Raw genomic sequence first — 21,292 nt, forward strand, 5'->3', positions numbered from 1 at the left:
GCCATGTGCGAGACATGCGGACACGCGCATACCCATTCGGACGGCCACTCTCATGGCCACTCTCATGGCCATGAGGACGGCCACTCGCACCTGCCGGCGAACGCGAAGGCCGAGGACTTCCGTGTCGTCGTGACGGGCAAGGGAGGCGTGGGCAAGACCAGCCTCACCGCCCTGCTCGCGCTGCGCCTCGCACGCCGCGGCCTGCGGGTGCTCTCGCTGGACGCGGACCCCCAGGTGAACCTGCCGTGGGCGCTGGGTCTGCCCGCCGAGGAGGCGCAGGCGCTGACGCCGCTGTCGGAGAACGCGGACTACGTGGAGGAGACCACCGGTGCGCGTCCCGGCGACGGCTGGGGTCTGTTCTTCCGCCTGAACCCGAAGGTGGACGACGTGGTGGACCGGTACGGCACCGTGACGCCCGAGGGGATACGGCTGCTGGTGATGGGTAACACCGTGCAGCCCGCGGCGGGCTGCCTGTGCCCCGAGAATGCGCTGCTGGCCGCCGTGGTGAACGCGATCGGACTCCGTGAGGGCGAGGCCATCCTGATGGACACCCAGGCGGGCTTCGAGCACTTCGGCCGGGCGCTGGCGCGGGGCTTCCGCCACGCGGTGGTGGTGGCCGATCCCACCTTCAACGGCGTGCAGGCCGCCCTGCACGCGGCCCGGCTGGCCCGCGAACTGGACATCGGCGCGATCCACCTGGTGATCAATGGTGTACGTGACGACGACGAGTACCGACATGCCCTGGAGAGGGTCGACGAGGCGGGTGGATTCGACTTCGCGAGCAGCCACCGGCTGCCCTGGGACGAGACATTGCGGCGCTCCGAGCCCCTGGTGGCTCCGGCGCTGGACGAGGCAACCGACCCCGCGCTCGCGGCGGCCGTGGACGGCCTGCTGCAGGCGCTGGTCGGTGACGAGACGAGAACGAGACGAGGACTGGCAACATGCGCATCCTGATACTGGGTGCCGGACCGGCCGGCATATCCGTGGCGGAGAACATCCGTGACCTGCAGGACCTGGCCGGCTGCACGCCGGAGATAGCGATGGTCTCGGCGGAACCCTTCCCGCCCTATTCGCCGCCGGCCATGGCGGACCACTTCCTGACCGGTGACGAGTCGCGGCTGTACTGGAAGGGAAGCGACATCTGCGAGCGGCTGCAGGTCGACTATCACCCGGGCAGCATCGTGACCGGGATCGATGCGGAGGCCCATCGCGTCAGCCTGGCCGCGGGCGAGCCGCTCGCCTATGACCGGCTGGTGATCGCCACCGGCAGCCGCCTGCACGCCCCCGTCGAGGGCGCAACGATGCCGGGCGTGTACAACTTCAAGTCGCTGTCGGCGGCACGGGAGCTGGTCGAGCACGCTCGCCGTGGCGAGGTGCAGAAGGCCGCCATCGTCGGCGCCGGATTCATCGGCGTCGAGGTGGCGCTGGTGCTGGCCGACCTCGGGCTGGAGGTGACGCTGGTCGAGCAGGACGAGGGGGTGATGCCGCGCATGCTGGACGAGGAGACGGCGGAGATCGTACGGCGGGCGCTGGTCGCGCGCGGCGTCCGCGTCCTCACCGACACCGAGGCGAGTGCCTTCGCCGGCGACAGCCGGGCGCGGGCGGTGGTGCTGGCCAGCGGCGACGTGATCACCGCGGACGCCTGCATCGCGGCCACCGGCGTGAAGCCGAACATCGACTACGTCGACGGCGGTGGCTTCGACGTGGGCTGGGGCGTGCGGGTGGACGATCGCCTGCACACCGGCGTCGCCGACGTCTGGGCCGCCGGGGACTGCGCGGAGACGCGGGACCGGATGACCGGAGAGCGGTTCGTGCACGCGATCTTCCCGAACGCGATCAATCAGGGGCGCGTGGTGGCCGAGCAGCTCATGGGTTTCGAGACCCTGTACGAGGGTGCCGAGACCATGAACAGCCTCCGCCACCTGGGCGTACCCGTGATGGCGATGGGCGAGCTGACGGGCGATGCGGAGGCCGTGCGCTCGACGGCGGACTCACTGCGCCGGATCGTGCTCCGCGACGGCTGCATCGTCGGCTTCAGGCTCGCAGGAGATATCCGGGGCGCCGGCGTCTATCGTTCCCTCATGCTGCGCCGCATCGACGTCGGCGCCTACGGAGAGGGGCTGGCCGACCCGGCCTTCATCGATCGCCGGCTGGCCGACCCCTTCCTCCAGACCGCCGCCTGAAGGGGGGGGTGCCGGACCGAACTTTTCCAACTTTTCCAACTTGTTTGCAGGATTCGACAGGCTAAGAACTCCTGCACGATTCTCCATTGAAGAGGTAAACCCGGGGCCCCGTAAGGCGCCGTCGGGCCTTCGAAGCTCAATAAGTTGTAAAAGTTGGAAAAGTTCGGTCCGGCACCTGACTACGGCAACTAATCGGTACCGTCGGCCGCTGCCTCCCGCCAGCGCTGCACCACGATCCGCGGGTCGCGGATGACCGGCAGCTCGCCGCGCGCATCCGGCAGGCGGAGGATGGCCGTCACCAGCGGGTAGACGTCGGTTACGTGCCGCTCGCCGACGCTGACGCCCGCCGGCAGTCCGGGCCCGCGGGCCGCGAAGATGCCGTGCATGGCCGGTACGGAAGGGTCCCAGCCATGGTTGCCGGCCTTGATCCTCGCCACCCGGTCCGGACGCGAAACCACCGTGTGACCCGGTTCGGCCATCAGGACGATATCGGCGAAGCGCGCGTCGTCGTCCGGCACGCGCCAGTGCGCCGGGCTCTCCGTCCTTAGCCAGGCGCGGCCGTGCTCCCACGTGGCATTCACCCGATCGCGGATCGCAGCGGCCCGCGCGGCGTCGTGTGCATCGAGCCAGAGATTCAGGTGGCTGCTGCCGTCGCGAGTGGTCACCCCCGTCAGGTCCACGTGATCGGAAAGCACATAGGGGAGCGCCGTCCGATCGGTCGCGAGCTGGCCGTGGTCCGAGACCACGATGACGAAGACCCGATCTGCGACGGGCAGCCGCTCGATGCCTTCGAGCAGCCGTCCGAGGTGCCCGTCCACCCGCCGTATCGCCGCGCGGGTCTCCGCCGAATCCGGGCCGCTGCGATGCGCCGCCAGGTCCACTTCGTCGAAGTAGAGTGTCACCAGGTGCGGACGGCCCGGCGCCGGCAGGGCCAGCCAGTCGAGTACCTGGTCCACCCGGGTCTCGCCGGGGACGGAGCCGTCGTAGGGGTACCAGTAGGTGGGCCGGATGCCCTCGATGTCGGCCTCCGTGCCCACGAAGAAGAAGGCGGCGGTCAGCATGTCATTCTGCTCCGCCACCACCCAGAGCGGGTCGCCGCCGTACCAGCTGCCGTCCTGCACCGCGTCCCGGTCGTACATGCGGTACCAGCTGCCGCCGTCGGCCGCCGGGAAGTGATTCGCGACGAGGCCGTGATCGGCGGGATAGAGGCCGGTGGCGATCGAGTAGTGATTGGGGAAGGTCAGTGTGGGATAGACGGGCACGAGCGACGTGGCGCTGATGCCGGTGGCGGTCAGTTCGTCCAGCGCCGGGGTTTCGGTCTTGTCCCGGAAGTCGCGCCCGAAACCGTCGATGGAGACGAGGACCACGTAGGGTTTGTCGGCATGCTCCGGCGCATTGAAGCTGCCTGCCTGGGCCAGCGAGGCGGCGAGGACTATCGCGATTATCCGGAGGGCGGCTGCGTAACGGGTTCGGGCGAATCTCAAGTCGGTAACCTCGGGCGCGGGTGGATGCCGGTCGGGACGGCCGGGAGCGCCGGCGGCGCAGGGCTTCCCCGATGGCGGGTCAGGTTATGCCAGACCGGCGCGGATAAGAAAAGGCGCCCGCAGGACTCGCCTGCGGGCGCCGGGTGCCGGGGCGGGGGGAGTGTCCCGGCGATACCCCATAAGTTGGAAAAGTTCCGAAAGTTCGGTCCGGCACCTCCTACACCTCCTACGGGCGGGTTCCGCCTTCGACCGGGTCTCTGGTCCAGCCGAGTTCGGTCCAGTCGTACTTGTTGCCGCCGTGGCAGTCCACGCAGTTGCCGTCATAGCCCAACGAGGCTTCGCCGGGGGCGATCTCGTGGTTCACCGTCAGGTACATGATGGTGTCGACGAACTCGTAGTCGCCCGTGTAGGTCTGGCCGGCATAGGCTGCGCCCTCCTCCAGGGCGAGGTTCCAGTCGTATTTCGCCCAGAAGGCGTTCGGGCCGCCGTTCGGGCCGAACAGATGCGGCACCAGGATGGTGTTGTTGTTCGCATCCGCGGGCTGGTTTGCGATCATCTTCTTGAACGGATAGATCATCGCGCCCTGGGTCGTGTGGTCTGCGACCGGCTCGGCCAGCACCGCCGGTAGCGAGGTGTACCGGTCGTTCTCGTTGATCAGCACCTTGTTCCACTTGCCGTCGTAGTAGCGCAGCGTCGGCCGGACGTTGTTGGCCCAGACGAAGGTGCCTTTCTTCTTGTCGTAGGTCGCGCGGCCCGTCGCCGGATCGACCGGGATCGGGTCGATGTCCTGACCGGCATCTTCCCAGTACCACTCGGTCTTGGTCGACTGGTTACGCGCGAAGGTCGGGATGTGGCAGACCTGGCAGGCGAGCGTGGTGTGGGTCTCGACGATGTTCTGCACATCCGTGCCCACGTGGATGTTGAAGCGGTCGCCGTGGCAGTCGGTGCAGGCTCTCAGTGTGCCCTCGTCCACGGAGTGGTAGGGCATGCCGCCGATGCCGTGGTCGATGGCCTCGCCGTCCACGTTCTTCTTCACCGTATGGCAGGCCGTGCACTCGAAGTCGGCGCCGTCGGTGCCCATGTGCACATCGTACTCACGCGTGGTGTTGGCCAGCGAGAGCGAGAGGTCGCCGTGCTTCACGTTGTCGCCGCCGCCCGCACCGGCATGGCAGTCGATGCAGTTGTCGATCGTCGGCACACCGCCGTTCTCGGCGACGCTCTGCGCGACCAGGTTCAGGTCGACGCCAGCAGCCGGAAGGCCCGCGGTGGTCGGCGCCTTGGAGTAGGTACCGGTCTGGTCGTGGCAGACGAGGCAGTCCACGTTCTCGGGGTTGCCGAAATCGTAGGTGTTGTCGGCGTAGCCATAGCCCGTATGACACTGCGTGCAGCGGCCCTCGTTGCTGGGCACTGCCACACAGAAGTTGTTGATGATGTCGTTCTTGCCGTGGATCTCCCCTTCGAAGCCGACGAGATTGGTCGCCAGGCCTTCCCATTTGAAGTGGGCGCTGTCGATCATGTCGTCGCCGATGGTGCCGTGGCAGTTCAGGCACGACTGGGTGCCCTCGTAGGGATTCTCGGCGAAGTAGCCCTTGTGCAGCTGCACCGGGGCATAGGCGTCGCTGGCGAGTGCGTTGCAGTCCGTGGCGTCCACCACGCCGTCGCCGTTCAGATCCTCTTCCGGATCCGCAACGCCGTTTTCGTTCAGATCCCAGCAGCTGATGCCGTCTGCTCCGTCAGCGCCATCCGCGCCGTCGGCGCCGGGGGCTCCGTCGTCCCCGTCGCAGCCCGCCATCGCGAATGCCAGCATGAACATGGAGAGAACGGCCAAGAGCCGGGTTTTCCCGTGCGTCAGTGCGTTCATCCTTTGTGCCTCCTGATCGGATAATCATCCGGGCGGCTGAATCGGCGCGAAGCAGCCGGACCCTCCTCGCGAAGAACCGGAGCCGACCGCCGCAGAGGCGGGCAATGTGGACGAGCCGCGCTGTCGAGAATCGAGACTGTCATGGACCGCCCCCGCATTGATCGGATTCCGGCTTCTTCAGGGGCAAGTGTTGTGCATTGCGGCAAGGAAATATATACGTTAGGAGCACGGATTAGGTAGGTAAATATCCTAGCTTTAATTATTTTGGTAGTGAAAGATTGCTTTATTTAGATGGTATACCAGCTCTTAATTCTAAATCGGTTTTCCTGCATATTCGGGGCCTCTTATACACAGTCTTGTATACCAGGCCGCGCGGGCACGCCGTTTGACAGGGTCCCCGGTCTCCGGCTATGGGTGGATGCCAGCCACCGGAGAGAGCGTATGTCCCGATTCCTGCCCGTACTCTTCGCCGCCTGGTGCCTGCTCGCCGGCGCCGTGGCCGCAGCACAGTCGTCTGCGGCGACGGAGACCGTCGTGGACCAGGCCCCGGCCGACACCGAGGACATCGAGGAACTGGTCAGGACGCTGGAGGATCCGCAGGCACGGGAAGAACTCATCGGTCAGCTGAAGGTCCTGCTCGAGGCGCAGAAGCAGCAGTCGGAAGGGCCGTTGCCCGAGCCGGCGAGCCTCGTCGACCTCGCGGGCGAGATCTTCGCCGACGTCCGGGACCGGGTGCTGGCCATCGAGCCGCGTCGTGCGCTGATCGCCGGCACCGTGAGCGCCGCGATCCTGATCGGTGCTTTCCTGCTGCGCTGGCTGCTGCTCGTGCTCATGCGCAAGCTCTACGCGAGGCTCACCGGCTCCGGCCGAAGGACTGACGTGGAAACCGCATCGTCGTCGGCCACCGGTGAGGAAGCGGATACGGAGCGAGCCGGGGACGAGAAGCGTCGGGAAGCCGCCGAGGCGGAACGGGTGGAGCCGCCCGGCACCCTCACTCGCCTGCTGACGCTGATCATCGGGGTCGCCGCGGTGATCCTGATCGCCGAGACCTGGGGCGCCGGCATCGGCGGACTGCTGGCCACCGATATCGGTTCGAGGCTCGCCGAGACGGCGGTCGCCATCGGGCTGATCCTGATGGTCACCGCCGTGCTCTGGAATGCCGCCGACCTGGTAATTCAGCGGCTGCTGCGGGTCGCCACCCGCAGCCTGGACCGGGAGCGCACGGCGCGCAGGCTGGACACCCTCGTGCCGCTGCTGCGCAGCGTGCTGCAGGCCACCATCGGCGTGCTGGCCGCGCTGCTGCTGCTCTCCGAACTGGGCGTGAACATCGGCCCTCTGCTGGCCGGCGCGGGCATCCTCGGTCTCGCCATCGGCTTCGGCGCCCAGACGCTGGTGAAAGACCTGATCACCGGCGTGACCATCCTGCTGGAGGACGGCGCCACCGTGGGCGACGTCGTCGAGGTGGCGGGGCATGCCGGAGTGGTGGAGGAGATGCGCATCCGGGTCATCCAGCTGCGGGACCTGGCCGGCAACGTCCACCTGGTGCCCTACAGCGACGTCACCACCATAAAGAACTTCACCAAGGAGTTCTCTTATTACCTGTTCGAGATCGGCGTGGCCTACCGGGAAGACACGGACGAAGTCTGCGAGGTACTGAGGGAGCTCAGCGACGAGCTGCAGCAGGACGAGGACTACGGCCCGGACATCCTGGAGCCGCTGGAGATCCTGGGCGTGGATCAGTTCGCCGACAGCGCCGTGATCATCAAGGCGCGCATGAAGACGAAGCCGATCCGCCAGTGGGCCGTCGGCCGGGAGTTCAACCGGCGCATGAAGAAGCGCTTCGACGAGCGCAACATCGAGATCCCGTTCCCGCACACGACGCTGTACTTCGGCGAGCCGAAGGAGGGCATGCCGCCGCCGCTGCACGTGGCGCGGGACGCGCCGGCGGGCGAGGCGGCCGGCGACTGACGGCCGCACTGCCCCCGCGTGCCCCGGAGGACCGGGAATACCGGCAGGACGGGCAGGGCCCGTGGTGCCTACAGCATCACGTCGGAGCAGATGCGCTGGGTATCGTGGGGCTGGCCGCCCTGCTCCAGCGTGAGATAGAGCGTGATCAGATAGAAGCCGACGAATACGAAGTCGCTGTGCAGCTTGTAGTCGTTGCCGATGAAGAACGCGAACAGCTCGTCGAAGGATGCCTTGAAGTCGTCGATGCGGAACACCTGGGCGCTCTGGTCGACGCCGAAGTGCGCGTGCAGCAGTTCCTTCAGCTCCGATTCCGCGGACGGCGACAGCCCGGGCTTCAGCATGCCCATCTGCCGCAGCGCGTCCTCGAAGGCGGAGTCGTCGTCGCTGTAGAACGAACGGTACAGCGCCACCATGCCCTCGCGGAACTCGCTCCGCAGCCGTATCCACAGGCCGTTGGGCTCGTACAGCAGCTCGTCGTCGCGGACGCCGAAACGCGCCGGGCGCAGATCCAGGAACAGGCCGTCGTCCACCAGCCACTGGCCGAAGTACAGATGCAGGATGTCGTCGCCCAGCGCCTGCAGCCGGTCCGGATCCTGCACGTCCTGGAGGGGCTCGGCGTCGTAGAGGTCGTCCGTCAACGTGACCGCGGAGACCGTCCCGGCGGTCACCCGGCGGAGATTGCGCACGCCCCGGCCGGTCATGAACTGCCAGCTCACCTGCCGCATGGCGGAGAGCATGGGCCGCCACTCGATGGCGTCCCACCCGGTGGTGGGCACGAAGCGGGCCAGCTGGCGGAGTTCTTCGGGGATGAAGCCGGGCAAGCGCATCGATTCGCTCCTGAAGGCAATGAGGGGGGGGGGTCGCCGGGCAGCCGCCCGCCGTTGGCAAAGGCTCGGTGCACCGCGCCGCTTCCGGCCCCGCATGTTAGGGTCTCCTCTTGGAAATCGGAAGGCCTGAACACGGTTTGAGCACATCCTCGCCACAGACACCGTCGGATCCGGCGCTCTATGCGCCGGCTGCGGAGGAATTCGAGCGGACACTGGAGAAACTCGAGCAGGCCCGCCCCTTCGGCAAGGCACTGCATCAGCAGCGCCTGCTGTCCATCGCACGCAAGCTCCTGAACACCGCCGAGGGCATCGAGGCGCTATACGGCTACGCGCCGCGCTTCGACAGCGCCGGGCTGTTCATGGGCGGAGACTGGGACGAGCCCGACAAGCTCGAGCCGTCCCTCGTCCGCGATACGCTGATGGCCGGCGGCGACTTCCCTGCGCTGGAGTGCCTCAGCGAATTGCGCTTTCTCGCCATCGCCTCCGGCCGCGTGACGCACCCCGCCCTCGACCCGGCGGACGCGCGCGCGTTCCTGGAGGATGTGCTGGCGCGCAACCTGGATTTCCCGTTCCCGGAAGCGACGGAGTTCACCCGCCAGGACAGCCTGATGACGGAGCGCCTGCAGCGTTTCTACGGATTCCTGCTCGGGCACCTGGGCATGGACGGCATCCTGGATGCGCTGGTCGCCGAGTGCGAGCGCATACTCCTGCAGCGGCCTATCATGGTGCAGCGCGCCGAGGAGATGCTGCATACCGCGGAGCACGTGCTGCCGGAGCCGCCGGCAGCGGAGGAGTCGCCGTCGATCCGGTTTACCCGCTGGCTGATCGAGGCGCTGCGGGGCCCCTCGGAACTCGCTCGCCGGCATCCCGATCCGGAGGACTACGCCGTCGCCCTCGCCGACCTCGACGAGGAGTCGCTCGAGGCCGAGGCCGGGGTCTTCGGCGAGCGTATGGACCGCACCGGGCTCGTGAGCCGGCATCACGCGGTGCTGCTGCGCCAGCTGGCGGACAGCAGCGACGATCTCCTCGCAGACGCCCTCGCGCTGAACCGTATCGGCCGGACGTGTCTCGCCGAGTTCCGGTATCTCATCGGCCTCGTCATCCAGCATGCCGTGTTGCCGGATACGGCGCGGTGCATCTACGGGCTGTCGCGGCTGCTGAACCGGGGCATCCTGTTCTTCCAGCCCGTGGCGCCGGGGCTGCAGCACCTGACCGTCCTCACGATCGACCCGGCAGTGGCGGAACTGCTGCGCTCCGCGAGCCAGCTGGACGATCCCCCTCCCGCGAACGCGCTCCTGCTAGCGGCCACGCTGAGCGTCATCGGCCAGCCCCGGGGCGTGGACCAGGGCCACAACCCCACCTGCCAGGCCGCCCGGGGGATCAGCCTGTGGTCGCTGAACGACGTGGGCTACCTGCTGGAGCTGATCGCGCGCGCCGCCGGCGAGAACGAGGTGGTCATGCACTTCGAGGGCGACACCATTCGCTCCTCGGACCTGCCCGCCGGCCTGGCCGGAGAACTGCATACGGAGCTCGACGCCGTCTCGCTGGTATTGACGCCGCATCTCGACCGCATCTATATGGAGATGAGCCGGCGCACCATCGGCCGCCAGGGCGACGGCCACAAGTGGGTGAACCCGGAATTCCACGGCTGGTGGGTCTACCGCGGCTTCGCCTCGCTGGTGGATCCCGCGACCGAGGCCATCCAGGATGCCGAGGGCTTCGTCCGCCGCTTCCATGCCGCCTATCATCCCGACTACAACGGCGGCAGGGACCTGGTGTACGCACAGCCCTGCGGTGTGGTCTCGGTAAGCGCCGCCGGCGAGTTCGTCGGCTGGCACGCCGTGTCCATCCAGCGGGTGGCCAGAGACCCCGCGGGCGTCTGGCGCGTCTACTTCTTCAACCCGAACCGGGACAAGGGCCAGAACTGGGGCCACGGCATCGTGACGTCCACGTCCAACAACGGCGAATGGGAGGGCGAGTCCTCACTGCCCTTCGAGCAGTTCCTGATGCGCCTCTACGTCTTCCACTACAAGCGCAGTGAGCTCGGCGACGAGGAAAGCGTGCCGGAGCAGACGGTGGCGGCGATCCTGGACGGCATCGCCGAAAGCTGGGCCGGGGAGCGCGACTGGATCAGCCGTGGCCACGGCTGAGGCCGCAGACGTGCTGCTTGTCCACGACGAGCGGATGCTGGCCCACGACCCGACCGGGTGGGACCCGGAACGCCCGGACTGGACTAGCTCCGTCAAAGCGCTGCTCGCCGAGCAGTACCCGGACAAGGACTTCGAGGAGGGCTACGTGCATCCGGAGCGCCCGCAACGGATCACGGCCATCGCCGGGCGGCTCGCCGAGCAGCCCGTGCCCGGCACCCGGTGGCTGGCCACCGAGCCCGCGGAGCCGCCGGAACTCGAACGCGTGCATACAGCGGAACACGTGGCCTTCATCGAGAGCCTGATCGGCCGCGCCTGCTGGCTGGACCGGGACACCACCGCCGTCTCACCGGGCAGCGTCATGGCGGCCAAGCTGGCCGCCGGCGCAGGCATCACCGCCGTCGAGTGCGTAGCCCGGGGCGAGGCCCGGCGCGCTTTCTGCCTCACGCGGCCGCCGGGCCATCACGCGAGCGCCGCCCGCGCCATGGGCTTCTGCCTGTACAACAACGTCGCGGTCGCGGCCGCCCATGCCCGCACGCTCGGGATGGAGCGCGTTCTGATATTCGACTGGGACCTGCACCACGGCAACGGCACCCAGGATATCTTCTATCCCGAAGGCGACGTCCTGTTCGTCGACACCCACTGCGCGGCGCCGTTCTATCCGGGTACCGGCGCCCTCGAGGAAACCGGGACGGGCGCCGGATCGGCGGCCACCGTCAACATCCCACTACCCCCCGGCAGCGGCAATGCCGCGATGCTGCGGGCGATCGAGACGATCATCGTGCCGGCGGCCGAGGCCTTCCGACCGGACCTGGTGCTGGTCTCGGCCGGCTTCGACGGACACTGGCACGATCAGACCTTCGCAATGGACGAAGGCGGCTTCGCCGCGCTCACGGCCGGGCTCTGCGGTATCGCGGACCGGCACGCGGGCGGCCGTCTGATCCTGTGCCTGGAAGGCGGCTACAACGCCGACGCGCTGGCGGCAAGCGCCCACGCCACCGTCGCGGCCCTTGCCGGATCGCTGCCCGACACCCTGAACACGCTGGCAGAGGACCCCGGCATCGCCGCCGTCGATGCCGCCGCGGCCTTCCACCGGCAGGCCGCCGGACGCTGACGAGTCCGCTCAGACGTAGAAGTCCAGCTCCTCCTGGTGTTTCAGCAGATCCCGCAGCTTGTGCGGGTCGTCGCCGAAGAAGAACACCAGTCCCCAGTGGGTGCCGAATGCGGTCCGCTTCGTGACCGTCTCCTCCATCGGCTGCGTCAGCTCGTGATAGTCGAAGTAGGGGTGCTCCTCGGTTTCCCGCGGGATCTCGAGCTTGCTCACGACACGGCGGCGCGGATAGACACCGAAGCAGCCGGCATAGCCCTTCGCGTCCTCGACCGGTTTCGGGAAAAACGCCTGGATCTCCTCCTCGGTGCTCTTCGGGTCGAAGACGAGGATGGAGGCCTGGTAGGCGTTGAAACCGTAGGCCCGTTCGATCAGCTCGAAGGCCTTGAACCCCGGCGGCCGGTAGGCGACCTCGCCGAAGTACATGGTGCCGTCGCTGGTCACGAAGTACTCCGGATGGATCTGGCCGAATTTGATATCGAAGGTCTTGATCAGCTTCTCGATCTGCTCGGTGATGGCGGCGCGCCAGCTCTCGAGTTCCGGCGTCGCCGGCACGAACACGGAGTAGCCGAGCGTCACGTACTCGGAGATGTTCAGGAAGCGGATCTTGCCGTCGTGTACCCATGCCTCCACCGCGAACTCCCAGCCGTCCAGATGGCTCTCCATCAGCAGCGGGAACTCGGTTTCCGGGATAGCGTCCACTTCCTCCGGTGTCCGGATGACCCGGTGTCCCAGACAGCCGGCCTTGTCGAAGGCCTTCAGGTGGATGGGGTCGTCGGGGTCGCCGTCCAGCTTCAGCAGCGTCTGATTCACCCGGCGCAGGAAACGCACGACGTCATCCTTGTCATGGGCTTCTTCGAAGATGCCCACGCGGATTCCGCCCAGCTGGGCGCGTCGCTTCATCAGCGCCTTGTCCCGGAACAGCACGGCCTGGCCATGCAGCCGCGGACTGCCCATCAGCACCGAGTTGATGGCGCCGGCCCACTCCACTGTCTCCTCGAACAGGGGGATGGCCACGTCCACGCCTTCCTCCTTCAGGCGCTCGGCGATCTCCAGCGAGCGATCGTTCAGCCGTTCGAAATTCCAGGGAATGTAGGGGATGTCGTTTTTCTTGCAGTAGTCCTCGGCCCAGTCGGGCGCGACGACCACATAACGGCGGTCGAAGCGGTCTGCGGCCTCGACGGCGCCCAGGCTCCAGCCGAGCAGCGCCACGTAGCCTTTTTCCGGGTTCTTTTCCACGAATCCTCCATGCTGCCAAAGGGGGTCTATTACCCTAACATATCCGCTAAATGGCTGATTTTGGCGTCCAGATTGCGACCAATCCCGGCAAGCTCTTTTGAAGACCGGGCTCGCGTGTGACAGGATAGAAAGCCGCTTCGCGCCACCATGACGGCGACCTGCCGGCGCGGAAACCGCTCAGGAACAGAAAGGAGACAACATGAAGATCGTGCGTCTGAAGGACCTCGAAGGTACTGATCAGGAGGTGAAGAGCCCCGCCGGGTGGACCAGCGTGCGCTTCCTCCTGGCGAAGGACGGCATGGGCTTCTCCTTCCACGAGACCACTTTCCCGCCGGGGCTCGAGTTCGACATGTGGTACAAGCACCACCTGGAGGCCGTTTACTGCTACAAGGGCAAGGGGGAGCTGACGAACCGGGATACCGGCGAGAAGTTCACGATCGAGCCCGGCACGCTCTACGCTCTGGACAAGCACGACAAGCACACGCTGAAGGCCATCGAGGAACTCAAGCTCGTGTGCGCATTCAACCCGCCGGTAACCGGTCGTGAGATTCACGATGAGGAAGGCGCCTACATCCTCAATCCACAGGACGCCATCGAACCTCAGGACTGACCGGAGCGGAACGGGCGCTCGGCAGGCGGCACGCTCCGCGGACCCGGCCGTGTGAACAACATGCGGACAATGCGGGAGACCGCCATGACCAGGATCGTCGTATTCGCGTTCCTCGCCTTCGGCGCGACGGCTTGTACGACCGTGACCGGCAGACCGGATGCCGGCGTGCCCACATCGACGGACGGGGCGGCCGCGGCGGAAATGCCGGACTCAACGCGCACGGCGACTCCGGCGGGCGAACTCGCCGCCGGGCTCGAGCTTCCGGCCACCTTCGCGGGCACCCTGCCCTGCGCCGACTGCCCGGGCATCCGTCACCGACTGAACCTCTGGCCGGACGGTGTCTTCCACCTGCACCGGGCGTGGCTCGACCGGGACTTCGCGGAGTCCGATGTCGGCCGCTGGCGCAAGGACCCGGCCAGGAACGCCATCCTGCTCTACGGCGGCCACGAGATTCCGATGCAGTTCTCGGTGCAGGGTCCGCGTACGCTGCGTCAGCTCGACGTGGAGGGCCGCCCCATAGAATCCGACCTGCCCTACGAGCTCACGAGCGCGGGCAAGCTCGAACGCCTGGAACTAGAGCTGCCGCTGCGCGGCATGTTCACCTACCTGGCGGACGCGCCGCGCTTCGAGGAATGCCTCACCGGACGCTCCTACCCCGTGGCCATGGAAGGCGCCTATATCGAACTGGAGCGCGCCTATCTCGCGGCGGACAAGCTGGGTCCGGGCGCTCCGATCCTGGCGGCGCTGGAGGGAGCGATCACGGAACGGCCGGCAATGGAGGGCGAGCGTCTGATACCCACCGTGGTGGTTCGGCGCTTCATCGGCCTGTTTCCGTCACAGAGCTGCGAGAGAGCCATGAGCGAGGCCGCCCTGCCGAATACCTACTGGCGCATCGTGAAGCTGGAAGGCGAGCCCGTGCCCGTGGTCGACGACCGACGAGAACCCCATCTGATCCTGCGCGGCGGCGAGAGTCGCTACGCCGCCACCGTCGGCTGCAATCAGCTCATCGGTACCTGGGACGTGGAGGGAGACCGGCTGACATTCACCGGCGGCGCCTCCACGCTGATGGCCTGCCCGCCGCCGCTGGATGCGCGGGAGACGCGACTGAAGAACGTGCTGGCCGACACACACACCTGGCGCATCAACGGCCAGGTGCTCGAGTTTTTCGGCCGGACAGGGACGAGCATCGCGGTCTTCGAGGCCGTGTACCTGCCCTGAACGGCGGGCGCCGCGGCCGCAGTCGGCCCCTGATTCGTCTGGCTCAGACGGGGCCCCCGCTCGGCGGGGCACCCTTGTGCGCCGGCCAGGCCGCGAACGCGAGATAGTAGAGGAATAGGATATTCACCACGGGGACGATAATCAGCAGGCCCAGCGCTCCCGGGTAACCCGCCTTCTGGCAGATGCGCCAGAAAGGGACGACCACGATCGCGGCCCACACCAGCATCATCAGGTAACCGCCGCCGACCATATCTCCGTTCATCATCTTGCTTCTCCTTTCTACCCCGGCTCATGATAGCGCGACCCCGAACTTCCCGTGCGGGGCACCGTGGCGATAGAATCCGCCGGACCACGGAAGGAGACCCGCCATGACCCGACTTGCCCGATTCCTGCTCTGCCTCGCCTTTGCTCCGTTCGCGCTGGCGACGGCCGGCGACGAAGGCGCCGTGCGCCTGTCGGAGCCCGTGACCGTGACGGACGACTACGAGGAGTTCGGCGCCCCGGTCGTCGCCGCGGAGTCGGCGATTCCGCTGGGCGAACTCGTGGGCGCCGGCGAGGAGTACCTCGGCCGCGAGATCACGCTGACCACCCGCATCGCCAAGGTGTGCCGCAAGAAAGGCTGCTTCTTCATCGCCCGGGACGGCGACGCGATGGCGCGCATCACCTTCAAGGATTACGGCTTCTTCATCCCGACCGACTCGGCCGGCAAGGAGGTGCTGCTGAACGGTACCTTCGAGCGGCGCGAGATCAGCGCGGCCCAGGCGGAGCACTACCGCAAGGATCTGGGCGACTCGGCGCAAGCCGGGCCCGCCGCCGGCCCCGAATACCACATCGTGGCAACGGCGGTCCGCATCCCCAGAGGCTGAGGCGCCCGCGGCGCCCGGTCCCGAGGGCCGTCAGTCGTTCGAGCGCAGCGCCGCCACGTCGGCCCCCGCCGGCTGCTGGAACAGCCGCAGCCCGAACTCGGGCACGATGGCGATCAGGTGGTCGAAGATATCCGACTGGATGCCCTCGTATTCCGCCCAGGCCGTCGTGTCCGTGAAGCAGTAGATCTCCAGCGGCAGGCCGTCGGGCCCGGCGGGCAGCTGACGCACGATCAGCGTCAGGTCCTGGCGGATGCGGGGGTGGTTCTTCAGGTAATTGAACGCGTAGGCCCGGAAGGTGCCGATGTTGGTCAGCCGGCGGCGGTTCACGTCCGCGGCCACTACGCCCTGCAGCCGAGCGTTGTACTCCTCGAGCTCGCGCCGCTTGGCGTCGACGTAGTCGGTCAGCAGCACGAAGCGCCTGAAGTGCTCGATCTCCTCGTCGCTCTGGAAGCGGATGGAGGAGACGTCGAAATACAGCGCGCGCTTGATCCGCCGCCCGCCGGACTCGCTCATGCCCCGCCAGTTCTGGAACGAGTCGGTAATCAGCCGATGGGTGGGGATGGTGGTGATGGTCTTGTCGAAATTCTGCACCTTCACGGTGTGCAGCTGCACGTCGATCACGTCGCCGTCGGCGCCGAACTGGGGCATGGTGATCCAGTCGCCCACCCGTACCATGTCCTGGGCGGTGAGCTGGACGCTCGCCACCAGCGAGAGAATGGTGTCCTTGAACACCAGCAGCAGGATGGCGGTCATTGCGCCGAAGCCGCTGATCAGCAGCAGCGGCGAGCGGTCGAGCACGGCGGCGACGATCAGCACGCCGCCCAGCACCCAGACCACGATCTGCACCAGCTGCACGAAGCCCTTCAGCGGCCGTTCTCTCGCGACCGGCAGCGCCGAGTAGATCGTGTTCCCTGCACTCAGCAGCGACGTCAGCGTCATGGTGAGCATCAGCACCATGTAGCCGGTGGCGACGTTACGCGCGAGGCGCACCACCGTCTCGGGCAGGCCCGGGATGAAGGGGATGGCCAGGAAGACGACCAGTGCCGGCAACACCTGGGCCAGCCGGCCGAAGACGTTGTGCGCCACCAGCGCGTCGTCCCAGGTGACCCGCGAGCGGGCGGCGACGCGCCGCGCCGCATTGACCAGCACGCGCTTGGCCACGAGGTCGACCGTCACCGCGACGACCAGGAGCAGGACGAGCCCGAGGGCCGGCGGCGCCAGGGGATGGACGGATTCGAGCCGCTCTAACATCGTTTCTCTTTCATCGCGTCTCGCTCATCCTTTTTGGCTCAGGTGCCGCAGAAGGTGCGGACCACGCGCTCCTCCGGGGCCGGAGGCTCGGCATAGCCGGAACGGCCGGGCTGTTCCTCGAAGGGCCGCTCGAGCACCCCCCGCAGTTCGTGGAAGACCGACAGGTCGCCGCCGATGGCTGCCCGGATGGCCCGCTCCACCTGGTGGTTGCGGGGGATGTAGAGCGGGTTCTCCGCCTCCATCGAGGCCCGCACCTCGTCTGCCGTCCCCGGCTGGCGTGCCAGCCGTTCCCGCCAGCGCAGCTCGAACTCCCCGAACCGGGGCTCGTCGCTCGCACCGGCGCGGGCGGCCAGCTCGCGGAAACTGAGCGTGTAGTCGAGTCCCTCGCGCTGCAGGTGGGCGAGCCAGTCGCCTACCAGGTCGGCGATCAAATCGGCACTCGGGTCGGCATCGTCGGGCCCGGCCGTGGTGAGACCCAGCTTGCGAGCCATCCGGCCCAGCCACTCTTCCTCGAACAGCCCGGGGAAGCGGCCCAGCTCTTCCTCCAGCGCCGCCTTGTCGCCGCCCGCGCTCAGCAGGCAGTCCGCCAGGCGCGCCAGGTTCCACTGCGCGATGGACGCCTGCTGGCCGTAGGCATAGCGTCCGTAGTGGTCGATGGAGCTGAAGACCTTGTCGTAATGGAACTCGTCCATGAAGGCGCAGGGGCCGTAGTCCAGCGTCTCGCCGGAGACGGCCGTGTTGTCGGTGTTCATGACGCCGTGGATGAAGCCGAGCGCCATCCAGTGAGCCACGAGCCGTGCCTGGGCCTCGACGACACCACGGTAGAACGCGCGCAGGGGCTCCTCCTCTTCGCGGACCTTGGGGTAGTGACGATCGATGGCGTAGTCGGCGAGGGTCCGCACCGCGTCGGCGTCGCCGCGGGCGGCGAAGTACTCGAAGGTGCCCACCCGGACGTGGCTGGCCGCGACCCGGGTGAAGACCCCGCCGGGCAGGGCCTCCTCCCGGAACACCCGCTCGCCCGTGGCCACCGCCGCCAGCGCCCGGGTGGTGGGTACGCCGAGCGTATGCATCGCCTCGCTGACCAGGTACTCCCTGATCACCGGACCCAGCGAGGACTTGCCGTCGCCCATGCGGGAGAACGGGGTGCGGCCGGAGCCCTTCAGCTGGATGTCGCGGCGCCGGCCCGAGATGTCCACGCGCTCGCCCAGCAGCACCGCCCGGCCGTCTCCGAGCTGCGGGACGAACCGGCCGAATTGATGGCCGGCGTAGGCCAGCGCGATCGGCTCCGCGCCCGGCGGCAGCTCGTTGCCGCCGAACAGCCTCGCCAGGCGCTCCTCGTCGCCGCCGAGCTCCTCCAGCCCCAGTTCGGCGGCCAGCGGCCCGTTCCACGCCAGCAGCACGGGCGCGGGCACGGGGGCCGGCTCCACCAGGGCGTAGAAGTGCCCGGGCAGACGGGCGTAGGAGTTCTCGAGCCGGATGTCGGCGGTGTCCGCGTTCATCCGGCGAAGATTACCTGATGAGGCGCGGGAGTCCAGGCGGCGGGCGTTCCGGCCGAGCGGCGCTGACCGCCGCCGGTGCTGGGGATTACCACGATTGCCGCCACGGGGAACCGACAGTAAATTTTCGCGGTCTGACCCTCCGGAGGTTCCATGTCCCCAGTCCGTCTGGCGCGCGCCGTCGCGCTGCTCACAGCTCTGTTCTGCGCGCCCGCGTCCGCCTCGACGGAGGTGCAATGGCTCACCGACGGCCCGGACGGTCAGCCGGGCCTCGTCCTCTATTATTTCTATTCCGACAGCTGCCCCCACTGCCAGGAGGCCAAGCCCTTCGTCGCCGGGCTCGGCGAGATGGAGTGGATAGACCTGCGCCAGTACGAGATCTCCAAAAACCGGGAGAACGGCCTGCTCTACCGGGACATCGCCGCCAGCATCGGCGAGAAGGCCCGCAGCGTCCCCGGGTTCCTGTTCTGCGGGACCCTGGAGACGGGTTATGACAAGGCCGAGACCACCGGCGCCCGCCTGCTCGAGCAGCTGCGCGCCTGCCGGGCGGATCCGGACAGCTACCTCGCGCCCGCCGAGGAGACGGCGACGCCGCAGCCCGCGGAGGTGAGCGGCCTGCAGCTACCCCTCGTAGGCACCATCGACCCGTCCAACTGGGGCCTGCCCATACTGACCGCGGTCATCGCCGGGCTCGACGCCTTCAACCCCTGCGCCTTCTTCGTCCTGCTGTTCCTGCTCAGCCTGATGGTCCACGCGCGCAGCCGGGCGCGCATGCTGCTGGTGGGCGGTACGTTCGTGCTCTTCTCCGGCCTCATCTACTTCGTGTTCATGGCGGCGTGGCTGAACGTGTTCCTCTGGATCGGCGAGCTCCGGATCGTGACGATGATCGCCGGCCTGGTCGCCGTGACGCTGGCGGCCGTCAACATCAAGGACTACTTCTGGTTCAAGTCGGGCCCCTCGCTGTCCATCCCGGATTCGAAGAAACCGGGCATGTATCAGCGGATGCGCAACCTGGTCGCCGCCCCGAGCGTGCTGGCGATGCTGGCGGGCACCGCCGTACTGGCCATCGTGGTGAACAGCTACGAACTCCTGTGCACCGCCGGGCTGCCCATGGTCTATACCCGCATCCTGACCCTGCGCGAGGCGGACAGCTTCGTCTTCTACATGTATCTCGTGTTCTACAACGTGGTGTACGTGATCCCTCTGCTGGCCATCGTGGGGCTGTTCGTGATGAAGTTTGGCTCGCGCAAGCTGGGCGAGAGCGAGGGACGGCTGCTGAAGCTGATGTCCGGCATGATGATGCTCGGGCTGGGCGCCGTCATGCTGTTCGCGCCGATGTCGCTGAATAACGCCGGCATCGCCATCGGCCTGCTGGCCGCGGCCGTGCTCGTCACCTCCCTGATACACGCAGTCATGAAGAGGCGGGGTCTGATCTGACCGCGGCCCGACCGCTCGCCGCGCTGGCGCAGTCGACCGGCCTGTGTCACCGTGCATATACGTATGACCCGGTCGCCAGACATGGATGCCACCCCGCACCAATATACCCTCGCCGAAGAGGTCGTCCACGCGGTCACCCACGGCGTGGGAGCCCTGCTCAGCATCGCGGGACTCACCTGGATGCTCTACGTCTCGGCGGTGATCGCCGACCCGTGGCGCATCGTCGCCAGCGCCGTCTACGGCGCCAGTCTGGTGGCCCTGTTCCTCGCTTCCACCCTGTATCACGCCCTATATGCGACGCGGGCCCGCAACCTGTTCCACACGCTCGACCACTGCGCGATCTATCTGCTGATCGCCGGCACCTATACGCCGTTCCTGCTGGTGGCGATGCGCGACAGCGTGGGCTGGTGGCTGTTCGGCACGATCTGGACGCTGGCGATGGCCGGGATCATCACCAAGCTCTGGTTCCGCGACCGTTTCCCGCGGCTGTCACTCGCCGGTTACCTGGCCATGGGCTGGCTGGTGCTGCTCGCCACGCCCGCGGTGCTCGATACGGTAGCGGCCGGCGGCATCGCCTGGCTGGTAGCCGGCGGCCTCAGTTATACCCTCGGCGCCGCCTTCTATGCCGCCAAACGCATCCCCTACCATCATGCCATCTGGCACCTGTTCGTGCTCGCCGGCGGGGTTTGCCACTTCCTGGCGGTGGCACTGTACGTATTGCCGGAAGTCAGCACCGCCTGATCCGGCCTGCGGCCGGGAACGTGGGTCGGGCCCGCCGGGTCAGCCGGACTCCTCCTCGTCGCCGCCGAGGCGGTTCATCAGCCCTTCCTTGAACTGATCCAGCTTCTCTTTGGCCCGGTCCTTCAAGGACTCCGTCGCGGCCGACTGCAGCACACGCTCGATCACCGGCTCCAGCACCTGGCGCGCGACCTCCGTGCCGGTGGCGCCGCCGGACGCGCGGCCGATGTCGGTGAGCTGGATGCGCGGTATGTCGACGGAGCGTTGTTCGTCGAGATCCGGCAAAGACACGGAAGCGCTGGCGTCCTCCAGCACGAATCGTTCGATGATCAGCTTGCGGCCCGGGCCTGCCTCGTCGGCCTGGTGCTGACCCCCGCCGGCGGATTCCAGGGTCTTCATCAGCTCGCGCAGGTTGCTGCCGGTCGCCCGCTGGATCAGGTTCACGGTGGCGCCGGAGACCGTGACCTCCTTCAGCACGATGGTGTTCTCGGTGACGGTGGCCGGGTCGATGCGGATCACGAATCGGCCCAGCGACATCGCGTCGCCGCCGTAACCCTCCGGATTGCCGACGGTGAGCCCGGCGATCTCCGCCCGGGCCTCGCCGAGATCGATGGACACGCCGCTCACCCGCACCGGCGTCCCCGTCGCCGCCGAACCCTGCTCCTCGATCAGGCCGGCGACAATGGTATCCAGCTGCGTGTAGACATAGACGAGTCCCGCCGCGATCACGACCACGATGGCGGCGACGGCGATCAGGGTCTTCCTTGCTGCGCTGCTCATTTCGGTCCCCTTGTCGGTATTACTGCGCTTCGATCCGTCACCGCAGGCTACGCGCCGACGGCACGCCACTCAAGTCGGG

Annotated in this window: 18 protein-coding genes; 10 read left to right on the forward strand and 8 right to left on the reverse strand. The window is 67.5% G+C overall.

The window, feature by feature from the left end:
- Positions 1-3 precede the first annotated feature (3 nt).
- Together ACJMK0_RS01280 and ACJMK0_RS01285 are read left to right on the forward strand one after the other, a co-directional pair.
- Entirely contained in the window at positions 4-954 is a 951-nt protein-coding gene (locus tag ACJMK0_RS01280; RefSeq protein WP_405235004.1) for an ATP-binding protein, read from the forward strand.
- On the forward strand, positions 942-2,183 hold the full coding sequence (locus ACJMK0_RS01285) for an NAD(P)/FAD-dependent oxidoreductase (protein WP_405235005.1): 1,242 nt from the start codon (positions 942-944) through the stop codon (positions 2,181-2,183). The genes ACJMK0_RS01280 and ACJMK0_RS01285 overlap by 13 nt, the downstream gene beginning before the upstream one ends.
- A 188-nt stretch (positions 2,184-2,371) precedes the next feature.
- Here the strand turns inward: ACJMK0_RS01285 and ACJMK0_RS01290 are convergent, their stop codons facing one another.
- A complete protein-coding gene (locus ACJMK0_RS01290; protein ID WP_405235006.1) occupies positions 2,372-3,667 on the reverse strand; it encodes an alkaline phosphatase family protein in 1,296 nt (431 codons plus the stop codon).
- 226 nt (positions 3,668-3,893) lie between these two features.
- Complete coding sequence (locus ACJMK0_RS01295) at positions 3,894-5,528, reverse strand: tetrathionate reductase family octaheme c-type cytochrome (RefSeq protein ID WP_405235007.1); 1,635 nt, start codon at positions 5,526-5,528, stop codon at positions 3,894-3,896.
- Positions 5,529-5,969: 441 nt separating this feature from the next.
- Here ACJMK0_RS01295 and ACJMK0_RS01300 point away from each other — a divergent pair, with 441 nt between their 5' ends.
- On the forward strand, positions 5,970-7,496 hold the full coding sequence (locus tag ACJMK0_RS01300) for a mechanosensitive ion channel family protein (RefSeq protein WP_405235008.1): 1,527 nt from the start codon (positions 5,970-5,972) through the stop codon (positions 7,494-7,496).
- Between the two features lie 68 nt (positions 7,497-7,564).
- Here the strand turns inward: ACJMK0_RS01300 and ACJMK0_RS01305 are convergent, their stop codons facing one another.
- A complete protein-coding gene (locus tag ACJMK0_RS01305; protein ID WP_405235009.1) occupies positions 7,565-8,323 on the reverse strand; it encodes a hypothetical protein in 759 nt (252 codons plus the stop codon).
- A gap of 137 nt (positions 8,324-8,460) precedes the next feature.
- Here ACJMK0_RS01305 and ACJMK0_RS01310 point away from each other — a divergent pair, with 137 nt between their 5' ends.
- Complete coding sequence (locus tag ACJMK0_RS01310; RefSeq protein WP_405235010.1) at positions 8,461-10,473, forward strand: hypothetical protein; 2,013 nt, start codon at positions 8,461-8,463, stop codon at positions 10,471-10,473.
- Positions 10,460-11,584 (forward strand): histone deacetylase family protein, encoded by a 1,125-nt coding sequence (locus tag ACJMK0_RS01315; RefSeq protein WP_405235011.1) that lies wholly within the window; start codon positions 10,460-10,462, stop codon positions 11,582-11,584. Before ACJMK0_RS01310 ends, ACJMK0_RS01315 begins: the two co-directional genes overlap by 14 nt.
- A 9-nt stretch (positions 11,585-11,593) precedes the next feature.
- On the opposite strand, the gene ACJMK0_RS01320 is transcribed toward ACJMK0_RS01315, so the two are convergent.
- Positions 11,594-12,817: an ATP-grasp domain-containing protein gene (locus ACJMK0_RS01320; RefSeq protein WP_405231071.1), complete on the reverse strand. Its 1,224-nt coding sequence runs from the start codon at positions 12,815-12,817 to the stop codon at positions 11,594-11,596.
- 199 nt (positions 12,818-13,016) lie between these two features.
- Here ACJMK0_RS01320 and ACJMK0_RS01325 point away from each other — a divergent pair, with 199 nt between their 5' ends.
- Entirely contained in the window at positions 13,017-13,427 is a 411-nt protein-coding gene (locus ACJMK0_RS01325) for an ectoine synthase (RefSeq protein WP_405226280.1), read from the forward strand.
- 84 nt (positions 13,428-13,511) lie between these two features.
- Positions 13,512-14,645 carry an META domain-containing protein gene (locus ACJMK0_RS01330; RefSeq protein ID WP_405235012.1) on the forward strand — a complete coding sequence of 378 codons (1,134 nt, stop codon included), beginning with the start codon at positions 13,512-13,514 and terminating at the stop codon, positions 14,643-14,645.
- A gap of 43 nt (positions 14,646-14,688) precedes the next feature.
- Here the strand turns inward: ACJMK0_RS01330 and ACJMK0_RS01335 are convergent, their stop codons facing one another.
- Positions 14,689-14,910, reverse strand: coding sequence for a hypothetical protein (locus ACJMK0_RS01335; RefSeq protein ID WP_405235013.1), 222 nt, complete (start codon positions 14,908-14,910; stop codon positions 14,689-14,691).
- 103 nt (positions 14,911-15,013) lie between these two features.
- On the opposite strand from ACJMK0_RS01335, the gene ACJMK0_RS01340 reads away from it, so the two are divergent.
- Positions 15,014-15,511, forward strand: a complete 498-nt coding sequence (locus tag ACJMK0_RS01340) for a DUF4920 domain-containing protein (protein WP_405235014.1) — start codon at positions 15,014-15,016, stop codon at positions 15,509-15,511.
- Positions 15,512-15,541: 30 nt separating this feature from the next.
- Here the strand turns inward: ACJMK0_RS01340 and ACJMK0_RS01345 are convergent, their stop codons facing one another.
- Positions 15,542-16,762, reverse strand: a complete 1,221-nt coding sequence (locus ACJMK0_RS01345) for a mechanosensitive ion channel family protein (protein ID WP_405235015.1) — start codon at positions 16,760-16,762, stop codon at positions 15,542-15,544.
- Positions 16,763-16,800: 38 nt separating this feature from the next.
- Entirely contained in the window at positions 16,801-18,261 is a 1,461-nt protein-coding gene (locus ACJMK0_RS01350; RefSeq protein WP_405235016.1) for a protein adenylyltransferase SelO, read from the reverse strand.
- Between the two features lie 150 nt (positions 18,262-18,411).
- Here ACJMK0_RS01350 and ACJMK0_RS01355 point away from each other — a divergent pair, with 150 nt between their 5' ends.
- Complete coding sequence (locus ACJMK0_RS01355) at positions 18,412-19,695, forward strand: thioredoxin family protein (RefSeq protein WP_405235017.1); 1,284 nt, start codon at positions 18,412-18,414, stop codon at positions 19,693-19,695.
- A 63-nt stretch (positions 19,696-19,758) separates the two neighbouring features.
- Entirely contained in the window at positions 19,759-20,436 is a 678-nt protein-coding gene (gene trhA / locus ACJMK0_RS01360; RefSeq protein ID WP_405235018.1) for a PAQR family membrane homeostasis protein TrhA, read from the forward strand.
- Between the two features lie 39 nt (positions 20,437-20,475).
- On the opposite strand, the gene ACJMK0_RS01365 is transcribed toward trhA, so the two are convergent.
- A complete protein-coding gene (locus ACJMK0_RS01365; protein WP_405235019.1) occupies positions 20,476-21,213 on the reverse strand; it encodes a DUF748 domain-containing protein in 738 nt (245 codons plus the stop codon).
- Between the last annotated feature and the right edge of the window lie 79 nt (positions 21,214-21,292).

The organism is Lentisalinibacter orientalis, from assembly GCF_040706535.1.
GTDB lineage: Bacteria > Pseudomonadota > Gammaproteobacteria > Steroidobacterales > Woeseiaceae > Lentisalinibacter > Lentisalinibacter orientalis.

What these genes read in the sequence shown, in the direction of transcription:
- ACJMK0_RS01280 (WP_405235004.1), top strand. Translation starts at nt 4, where the DNA reads ATGTGCGAGACATGCGGACACGCGCATACCCATTCGGACGGCCACTCT.
- ACJMK0_RS01285 (WP_405235005.1), top strand. Translation starts at nt 942, where the DNA reads ATGCGCATCCTGATACTGGGTGCCGGACCGGCCGGCATATCCGTGGCG.
- ACJMK0_RS01295 (WP_405235007.1), bottom strand. Translation starts at nt 5,528, where the DNA reads ATGAACGCACTGACGCACGGGAAAACCCGGCTCTTGGCCGTTCTCTCC.
- ACJMK0_RS01300 (WP_405235008.1), top strand. Translation starts at nt 5,970, where the DNA reads ATGTCCCGATTCCTGCCCGTACTCTTCGCCGCCTGGTGCCTGCTCGCC.
- ACJMK0_RS01305 (WP_405235009.1), bottom strand. Translation starts at nt 8,323, where the DNA reads ATGCGCTTGCCCGGCTTCATCCCCGAAGAACTCCGCCAGCTGGCCCGC.
- ACJMK0_RS01325 (WP_405226280.1), top strand. Translation starts at nt 13,017, where the DNA reads ATGAAGATCGTGCGTCTGAAGGACCTCGAAGGTACTGATCAGGAGGTG.
- ACJMK0_RS01330 (WP_405235012.1), top strand. Translation starts at nt 13,512, where the DNA reads ATGACCAGGATCGTCGTATTCGCGTTCCTCGCCTTCGGCGCGACGGCT.
- ACJMK0_RS01335 (WP_405235013.1), bottom strand. Translation starts at nt 14,910, where the DNA reads ATGATGAACGGAGATATGGTCGGCGGCGGTTACCTGATGATGCTGGTG.
- ACJMK0_RS01340 (WP_405235014.1), top strand. Translation starts at nt 15,014, where the DNA reads ATGACCCGACTTGCCCGATTCCTGCTCTGCCTCGCCTTTGCTCCGTTC.
- ACJMK0_RS01345 (WP_405235015.1), bottom strand. Translation starts at nt 16,762, where the DNA reads ATGTTAGAGCGGCTCGAATCCGTCCATCCCCTGGCGCCGCCGGCCCTC.
- ACJMK0_RS01350 (WP_405235016.1), bottom strand. Translation starts at nt 18,261, where the DNA reads ATGAACGCGGACACCGCCGACATCCGGCTCGAGAACTCCTACGCCCGT.
- ACJMK0_RS01355 (WP_405235017.1), top strand. Translation starts at nt 18,412, where the DNA reads ATGTCCCCAGTCCGTCTGGCGCGCGCCGTCGCGCTGCTCACAGCTCTG.
- trhA (WP_405235018.1), top strand. Translation starts at nt 19,759, where the DNA reads ATGACCCGGTCGCCAGACATGGATGCCACCCCGCACCAATATACCCTC.
- ACJMK0_RS01365 (WP_405235019.1), bottom strand. Translation starts at nt 21,213, where the DNA reads ATGAGCAGCGCAGCAAGGAAGACCCTGATCGCCGTCGCCGCCATCGTG.